Source organism: Streptomyces sp. NPDC017095 (assembly GCF_044332325.1).
Lineage (GTDB): Bacteria > Actinomycetota > Actinomycetes > Streptomycetales > Streptomycetaceae > Streptomyces.
In genome coordinates this window covers 132,805-158,491 of the sequence record NZ_JBIROU010000018.1, presented here as the reverse complement: position 1 = coordinate 158,491, position 25,687 = coordinate 132,805, and the positions used below count along the sequence as shown (strand labels likewise).

4 protein-coding genes are annotated in these 25,687 nt (G+C 77.0%); all 4 read right to left on the bottom strand.

What is annotated here, in order from left to right; all coding sequences use genetic code 11:
* On the bottom strand, nt 1-983 hold a 983-nt coding region (locus tag ACH4OA_RS29765; protein ID WP_397972233.1), incomplete at its 3' end, for a beta-ketoacyl synthase N-terminal-like domain-containing protein.
* Entirely contained in the window at nt 980-5,725 is a 4,746-nt protein-coding gene (locus ACH4OA_RS29760) for a type I polyketide synthase (RefSeq protein ID WP_397972230.1), read from the bottom strand. The genes ACH4OA_RS29760 and ACH4OA_RS29765, both read right to left, overlap by 4 nt.
* A 25-nt stretch (nt 5,726-5,750) precedes the next feature.
* Nucleotides 5,751-17,579, bottom strand: a complete 11,829-nt coding sequence (locus tag ACH4OA_RS29755) for an SDR family NAD(P)-dependent oxidoreductase (protein ID WP_397972227.1) — start codon at nt 17,577-17,579, stop codon at nt 5,751-5,753.
* A gap of 51 nt (nt 17,580-17,630) precedes the next feature.
* A complete protein-coding gene (locus tag ACH4OA_RS29750) occupies nt 17,631-25,637 on the bottom strand; it encodes a type I polyketide synthase (protein WP_397972225.1) in 8,007 nt (2,668 codons plus the stop codon).
* Nucleotides 25,638-25,687 lie beyond the last annotated feature (50 nt).

The window sequence follows — 25,687 nt, the reverse complement described above, 5'->3', positions numbered from 1 at the left end:
GTGAGGGCTTGTTCGATGACGCGTTGTTGTGCGGGTCCGTTGGGTGCGGTGAGTCCGCTGCTGGCGCCGTCCTGGTTGATGGCGGAGCCGCGGATTATGGCGAGGACGGGGTGGTTGTTGCGGTGGGCGTCGCTGAGGCGTTCCAGGACGAGGACGCCGGCGCCCTCGCCCCAGCCGGTGCCGTCGGCTGCTGCCGCGAACGGCTTGCACCGCCCGTCCGGGGCCAGTCCGCCGTGCCGGGAGAACTCCACGAACGCGTTGGGCGTGGCCATCACGGTGACGCCCCCGGCGAGCGCGAGGGAGCATTCGCCCGAGCGCAGGGCGTGGGCGGCCTGGTGGATCGCCACCAGTGAGGACGAGCAGGCGGTGTCCACGGTCACGGCGGGGCCGGTCAGCCCGAGGATGTACGAGGTGCGGCCGGCGGCCACGGCCGCCGTGCTGCCGGTCAGCCGGTACCCGGCCACCTCGTCGGGGCCGTCCGTCCGCGGCGCGAAGGCGTACCCCTGGTGCGTCAGCCCCACGAACACACCCGTCCGGCTCTCCCGCAGCGCCAGCGGGTCGAGGCCGGCGCGCTCCAGGGACTCCCAGACGATCTCCAGCCACAGCCGCTGCTGCGGGTCCATCGCCAGCGCCTCACGCGGGCTGATCCCGAAGAACTCCGCGTCGAACCCGGCCACGTCGTCCAGGAACGCGCCCGAGCGCACCGGGGTCTTGCCGGGGCGGCCGGGCTCCGGGTCGTAGAGGGCGTCCAGGTCCCAGGTGCGGTCCGCCGGCAGGTCCGATACGGCGTCGGTGCCCTCGGCGACCAGCCGCCACAGCCCCTCCGGCGAGTCCACGCCCCCGGGGTAGCGACAGCCCATGCCGACGATCGCGATCGGTTCGTGCCGCTGTTCCTCGGCGTCGTGCAGCCGCTCCTTGGTCTGGCGCAGTTCGTTGGTGACCAGCTTCAGATACTGGCGGAGTTTGTCGTCGGCGGCGGTCACGAGATCCCCAGCTCCTTGTTGACGATGTCGAACATCTCCTCGTCGGTGGCCGCCGTCAGCACGTCGGCTTCCGCGGTCGCCTCGGACCGTGGCCGCTCCCACTTCCACAGCAGCGTCCGCAGCCGGCCGACGACCCGGTCCCGGTCGTCCGGCTCCAGCGCTCCGACCAGCTCCTCCAACTGCTCCAGCCGGCCGAGCGCGTCCGCCCCCTCCGCGTCGTCCGGCACCAGGGACGCGTCCAGGAACCGGGCCAGCGCGGCCGGGTTGGCGTGGTCGAAGACCACCGTGGTGGGCAGCCGGAGACCGGTGGCCTCGATCAGCCGGTTGCGCAGCGCGACCGAGGCCATCGAGTCGAAACCGGCCTCCTGGAACGCCTTCGTGGCGTGCACGCGGTCGGGCGAGGTGTGCCCCAGCGCGCCGGCCGCCTCGGTGCGCACCAGGTCCAGCAGCACCTGCCGGCGGCCGTCCGGGTCCAGCCCGGCGAGCCGCTGCCGCAGGTCCTCGGCGTGCCCGGGGCCCGGGTCGCCGCGCAGGGCCCGCTGGGCGTCGGGCAGGTCGTTCAGCAGCGCCCGGGTCCGGGCGAGGCTGTAGGCGGGGGCGAACCGGGACCAGTCGATCGCGGCGAAGGCGGTGGCGGTCTCGTCCCGGTCCAGCGCCGCCCGCAGCCCCGCGAGCGCCGTCTCGGGTGCCATCAGCGGCACCCCGCGCCGGCTCAGCACGGACTCGGCGCCCTCGGTGCCCGCCATGCCCGCGCCGTCCCACGCGCCCCAGGCCACGGACGTCGCCGGCAGACCCCGGCCGCGGCGGGCGCCGGCCAGGGCGTCCAGGAAGGCGTTGCCCGCCGCGTACGCCGCCTGCCCGGTGTTGCCCCACAGGCCCGCACCGGAGGAGAACAGCACGAACGCCTGCGGTGACCGGCCGGGACCGCCGTCGAAGACGGCGTCGAGGGTGCGGGCGCCGGCCAGCTTGGCGGCGAGCACCTCCGCGATCTGCCCGGGCGTGCACTCGGTCAGCGCGGTCTCGGCGCCGATCGTGCCCGCCGCGTGCACCACCGTGTCCACCGGCTGCCCGGCGGGCAGCGCCGCGAGGACGCCCTCCAGCTCGGCCCGGTCGGTGATGTCGCAGGCGGCGATCGTCACCTCGGCGCCCAGCGCGCGCAGTTCCGCCGCCAGTTCCTGTGCTCCCGGCGCGGCGGGGCCCCGCCGGCTGAGCAGCACCAGGTGCTCCGTCCCCTGGGCGGCGAGCCAGCGCGCCACGTGCGCGCCGAGCGCTCCGGTCCCGCCGGTCACCAGGGCGCTGCCGGACGGTTTCCAGGTCCGGCGCACCGGTGTTCCGTGCAGGGGCGAACGGACCAGCCGGCAGCCGCGCGGTCCGTCCGCGCGCAGGGCGAGCTGATCCTCGCCGCCGGCGTCGGCGAGCACCGCGGGCAGCCGGGACAGCGTCTCCTCGGACAGGGTGTCCGGCAGGTCGACCAGGCCGCCCCAGTGGTCCGGCCGCTCCAGCGCCGCGACCCGCCCGAGACCCCAGACGGCCGCCTGCACGGGACGCCGTACCGGGTCGTCGGCGCCGGTGGAGACGGCGCCCTGGGTCAGGGCCCACACCGGAGCGTCCACCTTCGCGTCCTCCAGCGCCTGGAGGAGGACGGTGGTCAGGGCCAGCCCGCGCGGCAGCGGCGAGCCGTCCGTCACGGGCCGCTCGTCCAGGGCGAGGAGCGACACCACCCGGGCCGGCGGTTCGGCACCGGCGGCGTCGCCCAGCAGGCGGGCCAGCTCCTCCCGGCCGGTGTCCTCGCCGGCCACGAGGTGGCGGACCCGGTGTCCCGCCCGGCGGCAGGCCGCGAGGACCTCGTCCACCGGGCCGCCCGCGCCCTCGCCGGAGACGACCAGCCAGTCCTGCGCCGGACCGGCGGCGGCGCCGGACCCGGACAGCCGCGCCCACTCCACGCGGTAGCGGTGCTCGTCGACCCGGGCGTTGAGCCGGTCGGACTCCCCGGCACCGGCCGGCTGGAGCCAGTACCGCTCCCGCTGGAAGGCGTAGGTCGGCAGCGGCACCGCCCGCCCGCCGGCGACCACGGCCGCCCAGTCGACCGGGACACCCCGGACGTGTACCTCGGCGAGGGCGGCCAGCAGGGTGCGGGACCCGGGCTCGTCGCGGCGGGCCACGGCGGTGAACACGGTGTCGGACGAGGCCGCACAGCTCGGGCCGAGCGCCGTGAGCACCGCGTCGGGGCCGAGTTCCAGGAAGGTGCCGGCCCCCTGCTCCTCCAGGGTCCGCACCGCGTCGTGGAACCGCACGGTCCGGCGGGCCTGGCGCACCCAGTAGTCCGGCGCGCACAGCTCCTCGGCCGTCACCAGGCCGCCGGTCGACGCCGACACGACGGCCAGGCGCGGCGCGTCGAGACGGACCCGGCCCACCACGGCGGCGAACTCCGCCAGCATCGGGTCCATGAGCGGGGAGTGGAAGGCGTGGCTCACCCGCAGCCGGCGGGTGCGCCGGCCCTCGGCGGAGAAGCGGGCGGCCACCGCCGCCGCGGCCTCCTCGTGCCCGGCGACCACCACCGAGGACGGGCCGTTCACCGCCGCGAGGCCGGCGCCGTCCGTCAGCAGCGGGGCGACCTCCTCCTCGGTCGCCTCGATCGCGAACATGGCGCCGCCCGGCTCCAGCCGCTGCATCAGCCGGCCCCGGGCCGCCACCACGGCCGCCGCGTCGGGCAGCGAGAACACCCCGGCCACGTGCGCCGCCGCCAGCTCGCCGACGGAGTGCCCGGACACGTACCGCGGGCGCACCCCCCAGGACTCCACCAGCCGGTACAGCGCGACCTCGACCGCGAACAGGGCGGGCTGGGTCCAGCCGGTCCGGTCCAGCAGCCCTTCGGTGCCGGGCCGCCCGAAGACGACGTCCCGCAGCGGCCTGTCCAGGTGCGGGTCCAGCTCGGCGCAGACCTCGTCGAAGGCCCGCGCGTACGCCGGGTAGCGCGCGTACAGCTCCCGGCCCATCCCCGGCCACTGCGCGCCCTGGCCGGTGAACAGCACCGCCAGGGCGCCGTCCGCCGCCTCGCCGCGGGCGCCCGTGGCGGGCCGCTCGCCCCGGGCGAGGCGCAGCAGCCCGTCGGCCAGCTCGTCCCCGTCCGCCGCCACGACCACCGCGCGGTGCTCGAACACCGAGCGGGTCGTCGCCAGCGAGTACGCCACGTCGGGCAGCCGGGGCGCCGGACCCTCCGTCAGGTACGCGTGCAGCCGCCGGGCCTGGCCGGCGAGCGCCTCCGCGTCGCGCCCCGACACGAGGTACGGCGCGACGGAGCCGCTCTCGGCGCCGGCCGTCGCCTCGGTGCCGGCCGGGTCGCCGGCGCCGTCGTCCGGGCCGGCCGCGGGCGCCTCCTCCAGCACCACGTGCGCGTTGGTGCCGCTGATCCCGAAGGAGGACACGGCCGCGCGCCGGGGCCGTCCCTCGTCCGGCCACGGCCGGGCGCCGGTCAGCAGCTCCACGGCACCGGCCGACCAGTCGACCTTTGTACTGGCCCGCTCGGCGTGCAGGGTCCGCGGGAGCGTACGGTGCCGCAGCGCCTGCACCATCTTGATGACCCCGGCGACACCGGACGCGGCCTGGGTGTGGCCGAGGTTGGACTTCACCGAGCCCAGCCACACCGGGCGCTCCGCCGGGCGGCCCTGGCCGTACGTCGCGAGGATCGCCTGCGCCTCGATCGGGTCGCCCAGCGGCGTGCCCGTGCCGTGCCCCTCGACCACGTCGACCTCGGCCGCCGACAGCCCGGCGTCCTGGAGCGCCTGCCGGATCACCCGCTCCTGCGCCGGCCCGCTGGGCGCCGTCAGACCGCTGCTCGCCCCGTCCTGGTTCACCGCGCTGCCGCGCAGCACCGCCAGGATCCGGCGGTTGTTGCGGCGCGCGTCGGACAGCCGCTCCAGCAGCAGCACGCCCACGCCCTCGCTCCACCCGGCGCCGTCCGCCGAGTCGGCGAACGACTTGCACCGGCCGTCCTGGGCGAGGCCGCGCTGCCGGCTGAACTCCACGAAGGTGGCGGGCGTCGACATCACCGTCGCCCCGCCCGCGAAGGCCAGCGAGCAGTCGCCGCGGCGCAGCGCCTGCATGGCCAGGTGCAGCGCCACCAGGGACGAGGAGCACGCCGTGTCCACGGTGATCGCCGGACCCTCCAGGCCCAGGGCGTACGCCACGCGCCCGGAGGCCACGCTGCCGGCGCTGCCGGTGCCCAGGTAGCCCTCCACCTCGCCGGCGTCCAGGCCGGGCCGGGAGCCGTAGTCGTGGTACATGATCCCGGCGAACACCCCGGTCCCGGTTCCGCGCAGGGAGCGCGGATCGATCCCGGCGTGCTCCCCGGCCTCCCAGGAGGTCTCCAGCAGCAGCCGCTGCTGCGGGTCCATGGCGAGCGCCTCACGCGGGGAGATCCCGAAGAAGGCGGCGTCGAACTCGGTGGCGTCGTACAGGAACCCGCCCTCGCGGACGTAGGAGGTTCCCGGCTCGTCCGGGTCGGACGAGAACAGGGACGCCAGGTCCCAGCCGCGGTCGGCGGGGAACCCGGACACCGCGTCGCGGCCCTCCAGCACCGCGTCCCACAACTGCTCCGGGGAGCGCACCCCGGACGGGTAACGGCAGGCCATCCCGACGATGGCGATCGGCTCGACCGTGGCCTGGACCGCGCCGCGGAGCCGCTCGTTCTCCTTCAGCGAAGCCCGCAGCGCTTCGACCACCGCTTCCGGCGATGTGGCCATGAATCCTCCGTAACCGAATCCGAGATCAGAACGTGTCGCCGCCGAAAGCGGTGCGTACGAGGTCGTCGACGTCCATGGCGTCGATGCCGGCCTCCGCGGACGCCGGCGCGGGGTCCGCGGCGGCGTCCTGTCCGGCGAGCCGCAGCAGGTCCGCCAGGAGACCGGCCTGCTTGAACCGCGCCAGCGGGACCGAGGCGAGGACCTCCCGGAGGGTGTGCTCCTGGGCCTCGGACTCGGTGAGTTCGCGGCTCTCCGGGAACAGCCGGTCGCGGATGAAGCGGGCGGTGTTGGCGGGGGTCGCCTGGTCGAAGACGAGCGTCGCGGGCAGCGGCAGACCGGTGGCGGCCCGCAACCGGGTGCGTAGCTCCACCGCCGTCAGCGAGTCGAAGCCCATCTCCAGGAACCCGCGGGTGTCGGCGACCTCCTCGGGCGAGGCGAGGCCGAGCACCGTCGCCGCCTCCCGGCGCACCAGGCGCAGGACCGCCGGGTACCGCTCGCCGGCCGGGAGCGCGTTCACCTCGGCCAGGAACGTCCCGCCCGGGCCGTCGCCCGCGGCCGCGGCCGCGCGCCGCCCCGCCCGCACCAGCGAGCGCAGCGGTGCCGGGACCAGCTCGGGCCGGCCCGCCGCGAGCAGCGACGCCAGGTCGAGCCGCAACGGCACCAGCGTGGCGTCCCCGGTGCCCAGCGCCGCGTCGAACAGGGCGAGGCCCTCCTCGGTGGGCAGCGGCCCGACCCCGGACCGGGCCATGCGCCGCAGGTCGGCGTCGGTCAGCGCCCGGGTGAGACCACTGCGCCGCTCCCACATGCCCCAGGCCAGCGAGGTGCCGGCCAGCCCCGTGGCCCGCCGCTCGTGGGCGAGCGCGTCGAGGAAGGCGTTGGCGGCCGCGTATCCGCCCTGGCCCGGTGTGCCCAGCACCCCGGCGGCCGAGGAGAACAGGACGAACGCCGACAGGTCCGCGTCCCGGGTGAGTTCGTGCAGGTGCAGCGCGCCGTCCACCTTGGGCCGCAGCACCCCGTCGATCCGCTCCGGGGTCAGCGAGGTGACCACGCCGTCGTCCAGGACGCCGGCCGCGTGCACCACACCGGTCAGCGGATGCGCGGCGGGTACGGCGGCGAGGACCGCGGCCAGCGCCGCCCGGTCGGCGACGTCGCAGGCCGCCACCGTGACCTCGGCGCCCGCCGCGCCCAGTTCCGCGACGAGTTCGGGCACGCCCTCGGCGCGCTCCCCGCTGCGGCTGGTCAGCAGCAGCCGGGTGACGCCGTGCGCGGCCACCAGGTGCCGGGCGACCAGTGCGCCGAGGCCGCTGGTGCCGCCGGTGACCAGCACGGTGCCGCCGGGTGCGAACGACACCGCCGGTTCCTGCGCGCCGGTGTCGGCGGCGCGGGCCAGGCGCACCGCGGACACCACGCCGTCGCGGACGACGAGTTGGGGTTCGCCGGACGCCAGCGCGGCGGCCAGCACCTGCCCGGAGGCGGCGGTGCCGTCCGTGTCCACCAGGGCGAACCGGCCCGGGTGCTCCGACTGCGCCGCCCGCACCAGGCCCCACAGCGGCGCCTGGCCCAGATCGGGCCGCTCGTCGCCGTCGCCGAGCGGCATCGCGCGGTGGGTGACGAAGACCAGCCGCGCGCCCTCGAACCGGTCGTCGGCGAGCCAGGCCCGCACCAGGGCGAGCGCCGCGTGCGTCGCGGTGTGCGCGGCGGCGGCGAGGTCACCGGCCGGCGCGGTCGCCGGGGCCGCCACGACGACGGCCTCGGGCAGCGGCGCGCCCTCGGCGGCCAGGGCGTCCAGGCCGGTCCGGGTGTCCACCTGCCGGCCGCCGGACTCCAGGACGGCGGCCAGGCCGCGGCCGGGCTCGCCGTCCGCGCCGGGTCCGGCGAGGACGGTCCAGGCACCCGCGGCCGCTTCCGTGGCCGCCGGCAGGGCCAGCGGTTCGCCGGTCACGCGGAACAGCGAACGGTGCCGGGCGCCACGGGCGCTGCCGAGGCGGTCGGCGGGCAGCGGACGCAGCAGCAGGGACTCCACCGACAGCACCGGCCGGCCGGCCGGGTCGACGGCCGTCACGCGGACCGTGTCCGGTCCCGCGGGCGTCAGCCGGACGCGCAACGCCTCGGCCCCGGTCCGGTGCAGCCGGACGCCCTTCCAGGCGTAGGGCAGCCGCGGTTCGGCCGCGTCGGGCAGCAGTCCGCCGAGGACCACGCCGTGCAGGGCGGCGTCGAACAGTGCCGGATGCACACCGAACGTCCCGGCCTGCGCGGTGCCGGGCAGCCGTACCTCGGCGAGGACGTCCGCTCCGGAACGCCAGACCGCGCTCAGCCCCTGGAAGGCGGGGCCGTAGTCGAGACCGGTGGCGGCCAGGACGGCGTAGCCCGCGTCCAGCGGCACGGGTTCGGCGTCCGCCGGCGGCCACGCCGGCATCGGGTCCGCCGGTTCCGGTCCGCCGGCCGCGAGCACCCCGACGGCGTGCCGCAGCCACGGGGTGTCCGCGGGCGCGTCCTCGGCGCGGGAGTGCACCTCGACCGCTGCGCGGCCGGTGCCGTCGGGACCGGTCACCGTCACCCGGAGCTGCACCGCGCTCCCCTCGTCCAGGACCAGGGGCTCCACCAGGGTCAGTTCCTCGACCAGGTCGTGGCCGCTCTCCTGGCAGGCCCGCAGGGCGAGTTCGACCAGGCCCGTGCCCGGGAACACCACGGTGCCCAGCACCGCGTGGTCGGCCAGCCAGGGCTGGGCGCCGGCCGACAGCCGTCCGGCCAGGACGGTGCCGGTGGAGTCGGGCAGCGTGACGACGGCGCCGAGCAGCGGATGGTGCGCCGTGCCGAGGCCGGCGGCGGCCAGGTCGCCCGGCCCGTCGCCGCGCCGCAGCCAGTACCGGTCCCCGCCGAACGGGTACGTCGGCAGCCGGGTCTCCCGCGCGGCGGACGGCGGGAAGGCCCGCGCCCAGTCCACCTGGCCGCCGCAGGTGTGCAGTTGGGCGAGCGAGGCGAGGAAGCGCCGGGGGCCGCCGTCGTCGCGGCGCAGCGAGCCCACGGTCGTGCCGGCCGCCCCGGCGGCGTCCATGGTCTCCTGGATCGCCATGCCCAGCACGGGGTGCGGGCTGGCCTCGACGAACACGTCGTACCCGTCGTCCAGCAGCAGCCGGGTCACCGGCTCCAGCAGCACGGTCTGCCGCAGATTGCGGTACCAGTACGCGGCGTCCAGGCCGGCGGTGTCGATCCTGCCGCCGGTGACCGTGGAGTAGAACGGGACCTCGGCGGGCCGGGGCGCGATCGGCGCCAGCTCCCGCAGGATGTCGTCCCGCACCTCCTCCACGTGCGGCGAGTGCGAGGCGTAGTCGACGGGCAGCGTCCGGGTCCGCACCCCGTCCTGCGCGCACTGTGCCACCAGCTCCTGGAGGGCGTCCGGGTCACCGGAGACGACGGTGGAGGAGGCGCCGTTCACCGAGGCCACGGAGAGCCGTCCGGGCCAGCGCTCCACCAGCGCCGACGCCTCGGCCTCGCCGAGGGCCACGGACACCATGCCGCCCTTGCCGGACAGCGCGCCCAGCGCCTTGCTGCGCAGCGCCACCGCCCGCGCGGCGTCGTCCAGGCTGAGCGCGCCCGCCACACAGGCCGCGGCGATCTCGCCCTGGCTGTGCCCCATCACGGCACCCGGCCGCACCCCGAAGGACTCCCACAGCCGGGCCAGGGACACCATGACCGCGAACAGCGCCGGCTGGACCACGTCCACCCGCTCCAGCGACGGCGCCTGCCCGGCGCCGTGCAGCACGTCCGTCAGCGACCAGTCGACGTACGGCGCGAGAGCCGCCTCGCACTCGCGGATCCGCTCCGCGAACACCTCGCTGGCGGCGTACAGTTCCGCGGCCATGCCCGGCCACTGCGAGCCCTGGCCGGAGAAGACGAAGACCGTCCTCTCCCGGGCGCGGGCCGTGTCCCGGACCACGCCGTCGGCGTCCCGGCCCTCGGCCAGCGCGCCCAGCGCGTCCCGCAGTTCCCCGAGTCCGCCGCCGATGACGACGGCCCGGTGGTCGAGGGTGGCGCGGGCCGTGGCCAGGGCGTGGCCGATCCGGGCCGGGTCGGCCCCGGGCCGGTCGGCGAGGTGGTCCAGCAGCCGCCGGGCCTGCGCGCGCAGCGCCTCCTCGGTCTTCCCGGACAGCACCCAGGGCACGACGGCCGGCTCCGGAGCGCCGGGCGAGGCGGCGGTGTCGTCCTCGTCCGGGACGGCGGCGGCCTCGGCCTGCTCCACGATGACGTGGGCGTTGGTGCCGCTGATGCCGAACGAGGAGACGGCGGCCCGCCGGGCCCGGCCGCTGTCCGGCCAGGGCCTGGCCTCGGTGAGCAGCGCCAGGCCGCTTCCCGTCCAGTCCACCTCGGGCGTCGGCCGGTCGACGTGCAGGGTGCGGGGCAGCACGCCGTGCCGCATCGCCGCCACCATCTTGATCAGTCCGGCCATGCCCGCGGCGGCCTGGGTGTGCCCGATGTTGGACTTCACCGAGCCCAGCCACAGCGGCTGCCCGGCGTCCCGCTCCCGGCCGTACACCGCCGCCAGGGCCTGCGCCTCGATCGGGTCGCCGAGCCGGGTGCCGGTGCCGTGCGCCTCCACGGCGTCGACGTCGGCGGGGGTCAGCCGCGCGTCGGTCAGCGCCTGCCGGATCACCCGCTGCTGCGACGGCCCGTTCGGCGCGGTCAGCCCGTTGCTGGCGCCGTCGGAGTTGACCGCCGTACCGCGGACGAGGGCGAGCACCGGATGGCCGTTGCGCCGGGCGTCGGAGAGCCGCTCCAGCAGCAGCGTGCCGACGCCCTCGCCCCAGCCGGTGCCGTCCGCCGCGGCGGCGAACGCCTTGCACCGGCCGTCGGGGGACAGGCCGCGCTGGCGGCTGAACTCCAGGAAGATGTCGGGTACGGCCATCACGGCGGCGGCACCGGCCAGGGCGAGGGAGCACTCGCCGCGCCGCAGGGACTGCACCGCCAGGTGCAGCGCCACCAGCGACGAGGAGCAGGCGGTGTCGATCGTCACCGCCGGGCCCTCCACCCCGTAGGCGTAGGCGATACGGCCGGACATGACGCTCGCCGTGCTGCCGGTCAGCAGATAGCCGCCGAGGTCGTCCGGGGCCTGCCGCGGGTCCGAGGGATAGCCCTGGGACGCGGCGCCGACGAACACGCCGACCTGGTCGCCCTTGAGCGAGGTCGGGTCGATGCCGGCCCGCTCCAGCGCCTCCCAGGAGGTCTCCAGGAGCAGCCGCTGCTGGGGGTCCATGGCCAGCGCCTCGCGGGGGCTGATCCCGAACAGGGCCGCGTCGAACCGCGCGGCGTCGTCGAGGAAGCCGCCCACCCGCACGTACGTGGTGCCGGGCCGGGTGCCGTCCGGGTCGTACAGGCTGTCGGTGTCCCAGCCGCGGTCGGCCGGGAACGGGCCGACCGTGTCGGCCTCCCCGGCCACCAGCCGCCACAGGTCCTCCGGGGTCGCCACGCCCCCGGGATAGCGGCAGCTCATCGAGACGATCGCGATCGGGTCGTCGTCCACCGGCCCGCGCGGCGCGGCGACGGCCGGCGCCGCCTCGGCGGCGGCGCCCAGCACCTCCGTGCGCAGGTGGCGGGCGAGTTCGGCCGGCGTCGGGTAGTCGAAGACGACCGTGGAGGACAGCTGCGCCGCGGCGGCCTGGCCGAGGCGGTTGCGCAGCTCCACCGCGGTCAGCGAGTCGAAGCCCAGCTCCTTGAAGGTGCGGTCGGCGGCCACCGTGGCGCCGTCGGCGTGTCCCAGGACGGTCGCCGCCTGCTCGCGCACCAGGTCCAGCAGGAGCCGTTCGGCCTGCGCCGGCGGCAGCGGGGCCAGCCGGTCGCGCAGCGGCGCGCCGGCGGCCGGGCCGCCCGCGGCGCGGCCGGCCCGGGGCCGCGGCTTGCCGGCCAGACCGCGCAGCAGGTACGGCACGTCCTCGGGCGTGCCGCGGCGCAGCGCCGCCGGGTCGGTCCGGGCCGGGACCAGGACGGCCTCCGCGGTGCCGAGGGCGGCGTCGAACAGGTCCAGCCCCTCCGCCTCGGTGAGCGGGACCAGCCCGGTGCGGCCCAGCCGGACCAGGTCCACCTCGGCGAGGCCGCCGAGCATGCTCTCGGAGTGTCCCCACGGTCCCCAGGCCAGCGACACCGCAGGCCGGCCGGCCGCCCTGCGGTGGTGGGCCAGGGCGTCCAGCAGGGCGTTGGCCGCCGCGTAGTTCGCCTGGCCGGCCCCGCCGAGGAGACCGGAGGTGGAGGAGAACAGCACGAAGGCCGCCAGGTCGGCGGAGCGGGTGAGGTCGTCCAGCAGCAGCGCCGCGTCGGCCTTGGCCCGCAGGACGGTGTCCAGCCGTTCGGGCGTGAGCGAGGTGAGGACACCGTCGTCCAGGACGCCCGCCGTGTGCACCACCGCGGTCAGCGGATGGGCGGCGGGCACGGCGGCCAGCAGGCGTTCCAGCGCGGCCCGGTCGGAGACGTCGCAGTCCGTCACCGTCACGGTGGCGCCCTGGGCCTCCAGCTCGGCCGCCAGCTCGGCCGCGCCCGGTGCCGCGGCGCCCCGGCGGCTGACCAGCAGCAGCCGGCGCGCCCCGTGGCGCTCCACCAGCCGGCGGGCGACCGCCGAACCGAGCGCGCCGGTGCCGCCCGTGATCAGCACGGTGCCGTCCGGGTCGAGCGGGGCCGGCACGGTGAGCACCACCTTGCCGATGTGCCGTGCCTGGCTGAGGAAGCGCAGCGCCTCGACGGCGTGGCGCACGTCCCAGGAGGTCACCGGCGGCAGCCGCAGGGCTCCCTCGCCGAACAGCGCGAGCAGCGCGTCCAGCATCTCCCGGATGCGTCCGGCCCCGGCGTCGACCAGGTCGAAGGCCCGGTAGCGGGCCCCGTCGTGCGCGGCGGCGACCGTTTCGGCGTCCCGGACGTCGGTCTTGCCCATCTCCAGGAACCGGCCGCCGGGTGCCAGCAGCCGCAAGGACGCGTCCACGTACTCCCCGGCCAGGGAGTTGAGCACCACGTCCACGCCCCGGCCGCCGCCCGCCTCCCGGAACTTCTCCTCGAACTCCAGGGACCGGGAGGAGGCGATGTGGCGGTCGTCGAGACCCAGGGCGCGCAGCGCGTCCCACTTCGCGGGGCTCGCCGTCGCGTACACCTCGGCGCCGAGGTGCCGGGCCAGCTGCACGGCGGCCATGCCGACGCCGCCGGCTCCCGCGTGCACCAGCACCGATTCGCCGGGCCGCAGGCCGCCCAGGTCGACCAGCGCGTAGTAGGCGGTGAGGAAGACCGCCGGCACGGCCGCGGCCTCGGTGAAGGACCAGCCGTCCGGGACGTGGGCGACCATGCGGTGGTCGGTCACGGCGACCGGACCGATGCCGCCGAAGATCATGCCCATGACCCGGTCCCCGGGCGCGAGACCGCGGACGCCGGGGCCGGTCTCCAGGACCACGCCCGCGCCCTCGACGCCGAGCGCTCCGGCCTCGCCGGGGTACATGCCGAGGGCGTTGAGCGCGTCGCGGAAGTTCAGGCCCGCGGCGCGCACGCCCACCCGTATCTCGCCCTCGGCCAGCGGCTCGCCGGCCCGCGGGTACGGCGTGAGGGCCAGCCCCTCCAGCGTGCCGCGCCGCTCGGAGTCCAGCCGCCAGGCCGGCTCCCGCGGCACCGCGAGGGCCTGCCCGGCGTGCGGCCGGGCCAGCAGCGGGGCCAGCGGCTCGCCCTGCCGGACGGCGAGCTGCGGCTCACCGGAGCGGACGGCGGCGGCCAGGGCCGCGTACGACCGCGGGTCGCCGTCGAGATCGACCAGCGCGAACCGGCCGGGGTGCTCCGACTGGGCGGTGCGCAGCAGTCCCCACACGGCGCTGTGCGGCAGATCGGCGATCCGCTCGTCACCGGCGGCGACGGCCCGGTGGGTCACCACGACCAGCCGGGAGTCCGCCGCGTTCTCCCGGGCGAGCCAGCCGCGGGCGAGGTCGAGCGCCTGGTGGGCCGCCGCGCGCACGGCGTCGGCGCGGCCGGCCGCCGGACCGGTGGCGGTGAGCGGCAGCAGCACCACGGCCGGGGCGGCGCCCTCGTCCGCCGCCCGGGACAGCGCGGCCAGGTCCGGGTACCGGGACACCGTGCCCTCGCCCAGGTACGCCGCGATGCCGGGCGTGTCGGGTCCCACCACCGCCCAGTCCGGCGCGGCTTCGCCGGCGGCGGGCTGCCGCGCCGGCTCCCAGCGCAGCTGGAACAGGCGGTCGCGGGCGGCGGCGTCCCCGCCGGGCGCGGCCGGACGCAGCACGAGCGCCTCGGCGGACAGCACGGTACGGCCGGTGCCGTCGGCGGCGAGCACGGACACCGCGTCCGTGCCCGCGGGGGCCAGCCGGGCCCGCAGCTCCGCGGCGCCCGCGGCGTGCCGGCGCACGCCCCGCCAGGAGAACGGCAGCCGGGCCTGGTCCCAGGCGCCGCCCGTGACGTTCAGCGCGACCCCGTGCAGGGCGCTGTCCAGCAGCGCCGGGTGGAGCCCGAAGTCCGCGGTGTCCGCGCCGTCCGGCAGCGCGGCCTCCACGAACAGCTCCGCGCCCCGCCGCCAGGCCGCGCGCAGCCCCTGGAACAGGGGCCCGTAGTCGAGACCGGTCTCCGCCATCACGGCGTACAGCGCCTCGGTGTCGACCGGCTCGGTGCCGGCCGGCGGCCACACGCCGAACTCCTCGGTGGCCACGGGTGACTCGTCCGGCGCGAGCAGACCGGTGGCGTGCGCCGTCCACGGCTCGTCGTCGTCCCCGCCGTCCGGGCGCGCGTGCACGCTCAGCGGGCGCCGTCCGGAGTCGTCGGCCGCGCCCACGCGCACCTGGAGCAGCACCCCGCCCCGCTCGGGCAGCGGCAGCGGCGCGTGCAGGGTCAGCTCCGCCAGCAGGCCGAGGCCGGTCCGCTCGCCCGCGTGCAGCGCCAGGTCCAGGAACGCGGTGCCCGGCAGCAGCGCCCGGCCGAACACGCTGTGGTCCAGCACCCAGCCGTGCGCCTCGGCCGAGAGCCGGCCGGTGAAGAGCAGTTCGTCGGCGTCGGCCGGCGCCACCACGGCACCGAGCAGCGGATGGCCGGCCGTGCCGAGCCCGGCGCTGCCCACGGCCGCCGCGGCGGCGGGCGGGGTCAGCCAGTAGCGCGTGGTCTGGAAGGGGTAGACGGGCAGTTCGACCGGGCGCGCCCCGGTCCCGGCGTAGAACGCCGTCCAGTCCACCGCGACACCGCGCGTGTGCAGCCAGGCCACGGCGTCGGTGACGGACAGCTCCTCGGCCCGGTCGGAACGCAGGGTCGCGCTCAGCGCGGCGTCCTCGGCGGTGACGCTGTCCTGCCCCGTCGCCGCGAGCACACCGCCGGGGCCCAGCTCCAGGAACGTGCGGACACCGGCGGCCTCCATGGCCCGTACGGCGTCCGCGAACCGCACCGTGCCCCGGGCGTGCCGCACCCAGTACTCGGGGTCGCGGATCTCCTCGGCCGTCACCTCGCGGCCGGTCAGGGTGGAGACGACGGGCAGGTGCGGAGCGGAGAACGTCAGCCGCGCGACCACCGCGCGGAAGTCCGCCAGCATCGGGTCGATCAGCGGCGAGTGGAAGGCGTGGCTGACGGTCAGCCGCCGGGTCTTGCGGCCCTGCCGCGCGAAGTGGCCGGCGATCTCGTCCACCGCGTCCTCGGCGCCGGCCACGACCACCGCGGACGGCCCGTTCACCGCGGCGAGGTCCGCCCGGTCCGCGCGCTTGGCCAGCAGGGGCCGCACCTCGTCCTCGCCGGCCTGCACCGCCACCATGGCGCCGCCCTCGGGCAGGGCCTGCATCAGCCGGCCGCGCGCGGCCACCAGCGTCGCGGCGTCCGCCAGCGACAGCACGCCCGCGGCGTGCGCGGCGCTCACCTCGCCGACGGAGTGGCCCGCGAGCCGGTCCGGGCGCACGCCCCAGCGGGTCAGCAGCCGGAAGAGCGCCACCTCCACCGCGAACAGCGCCGGCTGCGTGTACGCGGTGCGGTCCAGCGTCCCGTCGTCCGTGTCGGCGAACACCACCTCGCGCAGCGGCCGGTCCAGGTGCGGGTCCAGGGCGGCGCACACCTCGTCGAACGCCTCGGCGAACACGGGCGAGGCCGCGTACAGCGCGCGGCCCATGCCCACCCGCTGGCTGCCCTGCCCGGTGAACAGGAAGCCCAGCTTGCCGCGGCCGGCGGTGCCGAGGGTCACCCGCGGGTCGGCGCGGTCCTCGGCCAGGGCGGCCAGCGCCCGGGTGAACGCCTCGCCCTCGTCCGCGACGATCGCGGCCCGGTGCGGGAACGCCGAGCGGGTGGTGGCCAGGGAGTACCCGACGTCGGCCGCCGCCGGCTCGCGCTCGGCGAGCCAGGACAGCAGCCGCCCGGCCTGCTCCCGCAGCGCCTGCGGGGTGCGGGCGGAGAGCAGCCACGGCACCGTGCGCGGCGGTGTGCCGGCCCCGGCCGCCGGGTTCTCGTCGCCGGCCTCGGGGGTCTCGTCGCCGGCGGCGGGCGGCTCTTCGAGGATCAGGTGGGCGTTGGTGCCGCTGATCCCGAACGAGGACACCCCGGCCCGGCGCGGGCGGTCCGCCGCCGGCCACGGCACGGCCTCGGTCAGCAGCTCGATGTTCCCCGCGGACCAGTCCACGTGCGGGGTCGGGGCGTCGACGTGCAGGGTCCGCGGCAGCAGGCCGTGCCGCATCGCCAGGACCAGCTTGATGACCCCCGCGACACCGGCCGCGGCCTGGGTGTGGCCGATGTTGGACTTCACCGAGCCCAGCCACAGCGGCTGCGTGCGCCGCCTGCCGTAGGTGGCCAGCAGCGCCTGCGCCTCGATCGGGTCGCCCAGCTTCGTGCCGGTGCCGTGCGCCTCGACCGCGTCGACGTCGTCCGCGGACAGGCCGGCGTCCGCCAGCGCCTGCTGGATGACCCGCTGCTGCGCGGGACCGTTCGGCGCGGCGAGGCCGTTGCTCGCCCCGTCCTGGTTCGTCGCGCTGCCGCGTACGACGGCCAGCACCCGGTGGCCGAGCCGGCGGGCGTCCGACAGCCGCTCCAGCAGCAGGACGCCGACGCCCTCGGCCAGACCGGTGCCGTCGGCCGACGCCGCGAAGGACCGGCACCGGCCGTCCTGGGACAGCCCGCGCTGCCGGCTGAAGCCCATGAGCTGCGACGGCGTGGTCATCAGGGTGACACCGCCGGCGAGCGCGAGGGTGCACTCGTCGCGGCGCAGCGCCTGGCAGGCGGAGTGGATCGCCACCAGCGACGCCGAACACGCGGTGTCGAAGGTGACCGCCGGGCCCTCAAGACCCAGGGTGTACGCGATGCGGCCGGAGAGTACGCTCGCCGCTCCCGCGGTGAGGAAATAGCCTTCGTACTCGCCGAGTTCGGCCGTCCGGACCCGGGTCGCGTAGTCCTGGAACGCGGCTCCCACATAGACGCCGGTACGACTGCCGTGCAGGGACGCCGGGTCGATCCCGGCGCGCTCCACGGTCTCCCACGCCGTCTGCAGCAGCAGCCGCTGCTGCGGGTCCATGGCCACCGCCTCGCGCGGGCTGATCCCGAAGAACTCCGCGTCGAACCCGGCGACGTCGGTGAGGAACCCGCCCTGGCGGGTGTACACCGTGCCCGGGGTGTCCGGGTCCGGGTCGAACAGGGCGTCCAGGTCCCAGCCCCGGTCGGCCGGCAGGTCCGAGACCGCGTCCTCGCCGGCCGCGACGAGCCGCCAGAAGTCGTCGGGCGTCGCCACGCCGCCGGGCAGGCGGCAGCCCATCCCCACGATGGCGATCGGCTCCCGCGCCGCGGCGATCAGCTCTTCGTTCTCCTGTCGCAGCCGCTCCGTCTCCTTCACGGACGCGCGCAGCGCATCGACGAGTTTCTCCGGCGACGTGGCCATGTCCCCTCACAGTTTCTGTTGCGTCGGAACGAGCTGGATGTCCGGCGGTGGCTACCGTTCGCCGAGCGCGAGGCGCACCAGGTCGTCGGCGTCCATGTCGTTGATCCGCTCTTGCGCGTGCTGGATGCGCCGGGTCCGGTCGCGCTCCCGGTCGGACCCGGGCGCGTCCCGGGACACGGAGGCGTCGTCCCCGGCACCGGAGGCGTCGTCGGACGCGCTGTCGTCCCCGGTGCCGGCCGCGGCCAGCAGGAGGTCGGCGAGCTGCGCCACCGTGGGGTGGTCGAAGACCACGGTGACCGGCAGCCGCAGCCCGGTGTCGGCCTGGAGCCGGTTGCGCAGCTCCACCGAGATCACGGAGTCGACGCCCAGGTCCTTGAACGGCTTCTCCTCGCTGACGGCGTCCGGCCCGGCGTACCCGAGGACCCGCGCCACCTGCGTCCGGACGATCAGCGAGACCGTCTCCCGGCGCTGGAGGGGGCTCAGCGGGGCGAGCCGCCCGGCCAGCGTCTGCGTGGGCTCCTCGGCGGCCGGCCGCGCCTCCCCGAGGGCCGCGCGGGCCTCGGGCAGGTCGGCGAAGAGCGCCGTCGTCCGGGTCGCGCCGAACGCGCCGGCCAGCGCCTCCCAGTCCACGTCCGCGACCACCGGCGTCGGGTCGTCGCCGAGCAGGCACCGGCCCAGCGCGGCGGTCGCCGGCTCCGGGGCCAGCAGCCGCAGACCCCGCCGGACGACGGCCTGGGCCATGCCGCCCCGGGTCATCATGCCGTCGCCGTCCCACGGACCCCAGATCACCGAGGTCGCCGGCAGCCCCAGGCCGCGCCGGTGGAGCGCCAGCGCGTCCAGGAAGGCGTTGGCCGCCGCGTACCCGCCGTTGCCGGTGCTGCCCCACATCCCCGACACCGAGGAGAACAGCACGAACGCGTCCAGCTCCCGGTCCCGGGTCAGGTCGTGCAGGTGCAGCGCCGCGTCGGCCTTGGCCCGCAGCACCTCGGCGAACCGCTCGGGCGTCAGCTCGCCCAGCGGGGTGTTCTCGATGACTCCCGCGGTGTGCACGACCGCCCTGATCCGGTCGCCGGCGGCGTCGAGACCGTCCAGCAGCGCGGCGAGCGCCGCCCGGTCGGACACGTCGCACGCCAGCGTGCTGACCCGCACGCCCCGCTCGGACAGCAGGGCCTGAAGGGCGTCGGCCCCGGGTGCCGCCGGGCCGCTGCGGCTGACCAGCACAAGGTGCTCGGCGCCCCGGTCCGCCAGCCAGGCCGCGGTGTGCCGGCCGAGCGCACCGGTGCCGCCGGTGACGAGGACGGTGCCGCCGAACCGCGGCTCGTCGCCGCCGGGCCGGGTCTGTCTGGGCGCGCGCACCAGCCGGCGCACGAAGACGCCCTCGGTCCGCAGCGCCACCTGGCTCTCGCCCCCGGGATCGGCCAGCACCGCGGCGAGCGGGCCGGCCGCCGCCGGGTCCAGGTCCGCCGGCAGGTCGACCAGGCCGCCCCACCGCTGCGGGAACTCCACGGCGGCGACCCGCCCCAGACCCCACAGCTGCGCCTGCACGGGGGCGGCCAGCTCCTCGCCGCCGACCGCCACGGCGCCCTGGGTGACACACCACAGCGGCGCCGTCACTCCGGCCTCGCCCAGCGCCCGCAGCACGCCCAGCAGACCGGGCCAGTCGCCGGAGCGGGACGGGACCGTGGCCCCGAGGGGCGTCGGCGGCGCGAGCAGCAGCACACCCGACGGCTCCGGGCCGCAGGCCGGCAGGGACCGCAGTACGGCCGCCAGCCCGTCGGCTCCGCCGTCCGCGCCGTAGTGATCCACCGGCACCACCCGCGCGCTGTCGCCGAGCGCGCCGAGGACGGCGGCGGCGAGCGGCGATTCACGGGTCGCCGGGTCCAGCAGCACCAGCCAGCCGCCCGCCGGCGACCCGGCCGGGGTGTGCGGCGCGGGCCGCCAGGTGATCCGGTACCGCCAGGAATCGGCCGACGCGGCCGCCCGCTGCCGCTCGTGCCACGCCGACAGCGCCGGCAGCACGGCCCGCAGCGCGGCCTCGTCCGGCAGCGCCAGCTCCGCCGCGAGCCCGTCGGCGTCACCGCGCGCCACGATGTCCCAGAACGCGGAGTGCGTCTCGTCCGCGCCGCCCGGTGCGGCGGCGGGCGCGGGCGGCGCCAGCCAGTACCGCTCGTGCTGGAAGGCGTAGGTGGGCAGCTCCACCCGGGCCGCGCCGGTCCCGGCGAAGACCCCGGACCAGTCCACCGGCGCCCCGTGCGCGTGTGCCTCGGCCACCGAGGTCACGAAGCGCCGCAGACCGCCGTCGTCCCGGCGCAGCGAGCCCACGACCGCGCCCCGGGCGCCCCGCGAGGCGATGGCCTCCTCGATGTCGCCGCGCAGCACCGGGTGCGGGCTGATCTCCAGGACGAGCGTGTGCCCCTTGGCGAGCACCGTGCCCATGGTCCGCTCGAAGCGGACCGTCTCACGCAGGTTGCGGTACCAGTAGGCGGCGTCGAGCGTGGTGGTGTCCAGGACGTCCCCGGTCACCGTGGAGTAGAAGGGGATGCCGGCGGCGCGCGGCGTGACCTCGCGCAGCGCCTCCATCAGCTCTTCTTGGATCGCCTCCACCTGCGCGGAGTGCGCCGCGTAGCTGACCGGGATCCGCTTCGCCCGGACCCCGCGCTCGGCGCACACGGCCAGCAGTTCGTCCAGGGCCGCCGGCTCACCGGAGACCACCACCGACGACGGGCCGTTGACGACGGCCACGTCCAGGCGTCCGTCCCAGCACGGCAGCCGCCGCGCCTCCGCGTCCGGCAGCGCCACCGAGACCATCCCGCCCCGGCCCGACAGCGCCACCAGCGCCCGGCTGCGCAGCGCCACGATCCGCGCGGCGTCCGCCAGCGAGAGCGCGCCGGCCACGCAGGCCGCGGCGATCTCGCCCTGGCTGTGCCCGACCACGGCCGTCGGCCGCACCCCGTACGACTCCCACAGCCGGGCCAGCGACACCATCATCGCGAACAGCACCGGCTGGACGACGTCGACCCGCTCCAGGGTCGGCGCGCCCGGCTCGCCGCGCAGCACGTCGAGCAGCGACCAGTCGGTCACGGCGTCCAGCGCGGCGGCGCACTCCCGCATGCGCGCGGCGAACACCGGCGCGGTGTCGAGCAGTTCCACCGCCATCCGGGCCCACTGCGCGCCCTGCCCGGGGAAGACGAACACCCGCTCCGCGTCGGCCGCGGCGACCGCCCGCACCACCGCGTCCGCGGTGTCGCCGGCCAGCAGGGCGTCCAGCCCGGCCGTCAGTTCCTCCCGGCTCCCGCCGACCACGACGGCGCGGTGCTCCAGCGCGGCGCGGGTGGTGGCCAGCGAGTGGCCCACGTCGACGGGGGACAGGCCGGGCCGGTCCGCGAGGTACGAGCGCAGCGCGGCGGCCTGGCCGCGCAGCGCCTCGGGCGACCGCGCCGACAGCGGCCACGGCACCACGGCGGGCGGCGGCCCGGCGGCCGGGTCCGGCGCGGCCGGCCCGTCCTCGGCCGGGGCCTCCTCCAGGATGGCGTGGACGTTCGTCCCGCTGATCCCGAACGAGGAGACGCCCGCACGGCGCGTCCGCTCGCCGCGGGGCCACGGCAGCGGCTCGGTCAGCAGCTCCACCGCGCCCGCGGACCAGTCGACGTACGGGGTCGGCTCGTCGATGTTCAGGCTGGCGGGCAGGCTGTCGTGGCGCAGCGCCATGACCATCTTGATCACGGCGGCCACTCCCGCCGCCGCCTGGGTGTGGCCGATGTTCGACTTCACCGAGCCCAGCCGCAGCGGCCGCCCGCTGTCGCGGCCCTGCCCGTAGGTGGCCAGCAGCGCCTGCGCCTCGATCGGGTCGCCCAGCTTCGTGCCGGTGCCGTGCGCCTCCACCACGTCCACGTCGCCCGCGGCCAGCCCCGCGTCGGCGAGGGCCTGGCGGATCACCCGCTCCTGCGAGGGGCCGTTGGGCGCGGTGAGCCCGTTGCTGGCGCCGTCCTGGTTGACGGCCGAGCCGCGCAGCACCGCCAGCACGCGGTGGCCGTGGCGCCGGGCGTCCGACAGGCGCTCCAGGACCACCATGCCGACGCCCTCGCTCCAGCCTGTGCCGTCGGCGGACCGGGCGAACGGCTTGCACCGCCCGTCGGGCGCCAGACCGCGCTGCTGCGCGAACTCCACGAACATGCCGGGCGTCGCCATCACCGTCACCCCGCCGGCCAGCGCCAGCGCGCACTCGCCCGCCGACAGGGAGCGGGCGGCCAGGTGCAGCGCCGCCAGGGAGGAGGAGCAGGCGGTGTCCACGGTGAGGGCGGGGCCTTCGAGCCCGAGGGCGTAGGCGACGCGGCCCGAGACGACGCTGGGGGTGCTGCCCGTGAGCAGATAGCCGTGCGTGCCGTGGTCCGGGTCGCCGAGGCGGGGCCCGTAGTCCTGGGCGGTGGCGCCGGTGAACACGCCCACCTGACGGCCCCGCAGGCCGCCGGGGTCGATGCCGGCCCGCTCCAGGGCCTCCCAGGAGGTCTCCAGCACCAGCCGCTGCTGCGGGTCCATCGCGAGCGCCTCGCGCGGGCTGATGCCGAAGAACGGGGCGTCGAAGGCGGCGGCGTCGTGCAGGAAGCCGCCGGTCCTGGCGTAGCGCACGTCCGGGTTCTCCGGGTCGCGCAGCTCGACGTCGGGCCACTCGCGGTCGTCCGGGAACGCCGACAGTCCGGTCCTGCCGTCGGCCACCAGGCGCCACAGGTCCTCGGGCGAGCGGACGCCGCCGGGGAAGCGGCAGCTCATGCCGACGATCGCGATCGGCTCGTCGTGCCGGGCCGGTACGGCCGCCGCGGGGGCCTCGGCGGCGGACTGCTCGCCCGACAGCCGGCTCTGGAGGAAGCCGGCCAGACCGGCCGGGGTGGGGAAGTTGTAGATCAGCGTGGGCGGCAGCCCGGTCAGCCCGGTGGCCTCGGCGACCCGGTCGCGGAACTCCACCGCGGTGAGCGAGTCGAAGCCCAGCTCCTTGAACGTCCGGCGGGTGTCCACGGTGTCCGTGGACAGGTACCCGAGCACGGTCGCCACACAGGTCCGCACCAGCTCCAGCGGCTCGGCACCGGGCTCGCGGGCGGGACCGGGGGCGGACTCCGGGGCCGGGCGGGGCTCGGGCGCGGCGCCGGTCACGGGACCGGTCGCGGTGCCGTCCGTGTGACCGGGGGCGGTTCCGTCCGCGTGCCCCGTGGCCGAGCCGACCGTCTCACCGGTGGCGGAGCCGGCCGCCGCGGCGGTGTCCTCGCGCGCCCGGCCGCCGGGCTCCTCGAACCAGAAGGGACGGCGCTGGAAGGCGTAGGTGGGCAGCTCGACCCGCGCGGGCGTCCACCCGGTGAGCACCCCCCAGTCCACCGCGGCTCCGCGCACGTACGCCTCGGCGAGCGCGGTGGCGACGGTCAGCTCCTCCGGCCGGCCGTCCCGCAGCACCGGGACGACCACGCCGCCGGGCGCGGTGCCGGCGTCGGCGAGGCTCTCGCGGGTCATCGCGGCCAGCCCGCCCGGACCCAGCTCCCAGTAGCCGGTGACTCCCTCGGCGTGCAGCAGCCGGACACCGTCGGCGTAGCGCACGCAGGCGCGGATGTGCCGGGTCCAGTAGTCGGCGGACGCCAGCTCCGCCGCTGTCGCGAGGCGGCCGGTGACGTTGGAGACCACGGGGATCTTCGGTGTGCCGTAGGTCAGCCCGGCCGCCACCGCGCGGAACTCCTCCAGGGCGCCGTCCATGTGCGCGGAGTGGAACGCGTGGCTGACCCGCAGTTCCTTGGTCCTGCGGCCGGCGGTCCGGAAGTGCGCCGTGACCTCCGCCACCGCCGCCCGGTCCCCGGAGACCACCGTGGTGCGCGGTCCGTTGAGCGCGGCGATGGACACCCGGTCGCCGTGCGCGGCCAGTACGGCGCCGACCTCCTCCTCGCCGGCCTCGACGGCGGCCATGGCGCCGCCCGCGGTGGCCCGCTGCATCAGCCGGCCGCGCGCCGCGACCAGGGCGCAGGCGTCCGCCAGGCCGAGCACCCCGGAGGCGTACGCCGCGGTGAGTTCGCCGATCGAGTGGCCCAGCAGGTAGTCCGGCTCCACCCCGGACGCCCGCAGCAGGCGGTACAGGGCGCTCTCCACGGCGAACAGCGCGGCCTGGGTGTACTCGGTCTCGTCCAGCAGCGCGGCCTCGGCGGTGCCGGGCCCGGCGAACAGCAGGTCCTTGAGACGGTGCGGCAGATGCGGGTCGAACGCCGTACAGACCTCGTCCAGCGCGGCGGCGAACTCCGGTAAGGAGGCGTGTAGTTCGTAGCCCATCCGGGGCCTCTGGCTGCCCTGTCCGGAGAACAGGAACGCCGTCCGGCCGCCGTCGCGGGCGGTGCCCCGCACCAGGCCGGCGGCCGGCACACCGCGGGCCAGCGCGTCCAGCCCGGCGAGGTGGTCCTCCGGCGTGCGGCCGAGCACCACCGCGCGTTCCTCGTGCGCGGTGCGGTGGGCGCTGAGCGTGTAGCCGACGGCCTCGGCGCCGAGGCCGGGCCGGGCGGCGACGTGCTCGCGCAGCCGCGCCGCCTGGGCGCGCAGCGCGCCGGGGGAGCGCGCCGTCACCACCCACGGCACCGGCGCGGCGGCCCCGGGAACCGCCTCCTGCGCCTCGCGCCCGGCGGCCACCGCCTCCGCGCCTTCGCCGGCGGCGGCCTCCGCCGCGTCCTCACCGGTGGCCGCCGCTTCAGCGGCTCCGTCGTACATCACCGCGCCGCCTCCGCCGGCCGCCGCCTCGTCCGCCGGGGCCACCGGGTGCCGGTCCGACAGCACCACGTGGCAGTTGGTGCCGCCCATGCCGAACGAGCTGACGCCCGCCAGCAGCGGCGCGTCCTCGCGCGGCCACGGTGCCGGCTCCGTCGGCACCCGCAGGTGCCACGCGTCCAGCGGGATGTCGGGGTGCGGTTCGGAGAAGTTGCGGGACGGCGGGATGCGACGGTGCCGGATGCTCAGGACCGTCTTGATGAGTCCGGCGACACCCGCCGCGGCCTCCAGGTGCCCGATGTTGGTCTTCACCGAACCGACGTACAGCGGGGGACGCCCGCCGGACCCGCCGCCGAACACCGCGCCGAGCGCGGCGGCCTCGACCGGGTCGCCCTTCCTGGTCCCGGTGCCGTGCAGCTCGACGTACTGCACGTCGGCCGGGTCGACACCGGCCCTGCCGTACGCCTCGCGCAGCACCGCCTCCTGCGCGCCGGCCCGCGGCACCGTCAGGCCCTCGCTCGCCCCGCCGCTGTTCACCGCGCCGGCCTCGATGACGCAGTACACGCGGTCGTGGTCGGCCAGGGCCGCCGAGAGCGGCTTGAGGACGAGGAAACCGGCGCCCTCCCCGCGCACGTAGCCGTTGGCGCGCGCGTCGAGCGTGAAGCACTGCCCGTCCGGGGACAGCGCGCCGAACTTCTCGGAGTACACGGTGCTCTCGGGTGCCAGCATGAGGCTGACCCCGCCGGCGAGGGCGAGCACCGACTCGCCCCGGCGCAGGCTCTCGCAGGCGGTGTGCACCGCCACCAGCGAGGACGACTGCCCGGTGTCGATCACCATGCTGGGGCCGCGCAGGTCGAAGGTGTACGACACCCGGTTGGCGATGGCGCCGCGGTGCAGGCCCGTCATGCTGTGCTGGGTGGCGGCGGCCGGGCCTGCCCGGTGCAGCAGCGTGGCGTAGTCGTCCCACATGGCGCCCACGAACACGCCGGCCCGCCGGCCCCTGAGGTCGCCCGCGACGATGCCGGCGTCCTCGAACGCCTCCCAGCCCAGCTCCAGCGCCAGCCGCTGCTGCGGGTCCATGGCGGCCGCCTCGCGCGGCGAGATGTCGAAGAACTCGGGATCGAACCCGGCGACGTCGTCCAGGAAGCCGCCGGGCCGGGCGGCGAGCCGGCGTTCCGGCGCGGGCGGCGCGAGGGCGCTGCCGCCGTCGCGGAGCAGGTCCCAGAAGGCCGCCGGACGGTCCGCGCCGGGGAACCGGCAGGCCAGGCCGACGACGGCGATCGGCTCGCTCGGTGTGCCGGCGCGGTCGTCCGGAATCGTTCGGGCGGTACGCATACGTGTCCCCCAGGAGGCCGTTGCCCGTCTCGGAGAATGGGCGGGGAAGG